Source organism: Endozoicomonas sp. ONNA2, from assembly GCF_024606365.1.
Taxonomy (GTDB): Bacteria; Pseudomonadota; Gammaproteobacteria; order Pseudomonadales; family Endozoicomonadaceae; genus Endozoicomonas.
Genome location: NZ_JAHHPO010000871.1, coordinates 1 through 1,757, shown reverse-complemented (window position 1 = coordinate 1,757; position 1,757 = coordinate 1). Strand labels below are relative to the sequence as shown.

2 protein-coding genes are annotated in these 1,757 nt (G+C 46.4%); both read right to left on the bottom strand.

Annotation, left to right across the window (positions count from 1 at the left end):
- Window positions 1–363: 363 nt before the first annotated feature.
- Window positions 364–873 (bottom strand): DUF3368 domain-containing protein, encoded by a 510-nt coding sequence (locus KDK14_RS15520; RefSeq protein WP_257266081.1) that lies wholly within the window; start codon window positions 871–873, stop codon window positions 364–366.
- Entirely contained in the window at window positions 866–1,207 is a 342-nt protein-coding gene (locus KDK14_RS15515; protein WP_257266080.1) for a UPF0175 family protein, read from the bottom strand. The genes KDK14_RS15520 and KDK14_RS15515 overlap by 8 nt, the downstream gene beginning before the upstream one ends.
- Window positions 1,208–1,757 lie beyond the last annotated feature (550 nt).

Here is a 1,757-nt window from a genome sequence, read left to right as displayed (position 1 = left end):
GACTCTGCTCCCGTGTCACACCGTGTGCTTCGTGGTTCAAAGCTTTTGCTTCTGGGATTAATGGATAGATGCTTAATGTCTATCGTAAGAACAGAAAGCGGGGTCAAGTCTCGATGATATCGAGCAAGCTATTTTGGACGGCTGGGCAAGGCGGAATGACGAGTAATAGCAGGCCTGGTGCGAGGAATTCCAACGAAGATCCAGCTGTTCAAAATGGCTGCGCAGTTCATGGTTAGAAGGTGGAATTGGTATAAGGGTGGTGGATTGGTTGTATCGGCATCCGAAGCATCAGGCGGTTACGGATGAAGTATCTTGAAAGCCGTTGTCCGTAAAAGACAAGATAAAAGCTTTTACGGACAACGGTCAGCGGGCCTTTAATAATGTTGCCTCAAGCTCCAGTAATTCATGAATTACTGAGTCTGAATATCGAATGCCATTCTGCCGGAGGTCATCAGTGACAGGTTTGAGTGGCCCTGTGAGATTTTGTCTTCTGGCTTGAAGTAATAATGTCAAACTGCCAATGACTTTGAGGCCTCTTTTGAAGGACTCTTTGCGCCCTTTTTTTTCGTCAATCATGATGCAAGCGTTGAGCTGCATGGCAGCAATAATGGCTTGCGCGTCACCGTTATCCAGTAGGGTTTGTAATTGTTGCAGCAAAGGGTGATTGTCTGGCTGGTCGGCGATGGGCTTTATGGTGCCGCAATGGACAGCACTTTCAATGGCGTGGCAGGCTGGTTTTCCGGGTACTTTGCACTCATTGAGTACAGTGGCGGGTGCCATTAATACCAGATTCAGTTGCTTCAGATGATTAAGAACTGGCGTCTGGCCCAGGGCGATTAGTGGGCTGGCATCAGCAACGATGATTTTAGTCAAAGTGCTTTAACTCCTTTTCCAAGTCGCCGGGCTGGTAATCAGCAATGGGAATGTCAAGGCTTGATACCAGCTTCATAAAGTCTTCCAGGCATAGGTCGGCGAGTTGGGCTGATTTTGCCAGTGTTAATACCCCCGCTTCATACAAACTGATCGCAAGACCGGTGTGGACCCCTTTTTCCAGCAAGGTATTGGTGACGGGCACGCCGATCATAAGAGGTGCCCCGTAACGGGTAAATACGGCTAATTTGCCCGACTGGGCAACATCACTAAGTTCTTTGGACCTTTCTCTGAGTTCCCTTATGCCGAAAACTGCTGGTGTTGTATCAGTGCCCATGGTTTGTTCCTTGTGGGTAATAATTTTGTGTCCGAAGTGTGTACCTATTATAGATGAATAATTGGGGGGAAGACTCCCGCTTCCCGCCGCCCGCTTCCCGAAAAAGATAAGATGGAAGCCGTTGTCCGCATTCCGTAGTCCGTTTTTCGAAGAAGATAAGATAAAAGCTTTTACGGGTAGCGGGCAGCGGGAGGCGGCTTTTCAAAGCAATGGTTTTAATTTGATTTCTGATGAGAAAAGAGCGAAAACCAGGGTCAGGTCTTGATTCTTGACGAGTATTAACGGAGCCCGAGCCAGATCTTTTGTTTTTTTTAATCGACCATTTTTTTCAAAAGAATTTTTGTACAACAATGGTCACAAAGGGGTGGTTACTATTTCTCATAACACCGACTCTTCAGTCAACAAACCGGGGGTCAGGTCTTTAATCAAAACCGGGGGTCAAAAACCGGGGGTCAGGTCTTTAATCATGCATAACAAATGTCGTTTATGATGATAAAAAAGTTATTTGCATAATGAAAGACCTGACCTTGGCTTTCTTCTTTTCCTTTGT

Coding starts and splice junctions, on each gene's coding strand:
- KDK14_RS15515 (WP_257266080.1), bottom strand. CDS start 1,207: ATGGGCACTGATACAACACCAGCAGTTTTCGGCATAAGGGAACTCAGA.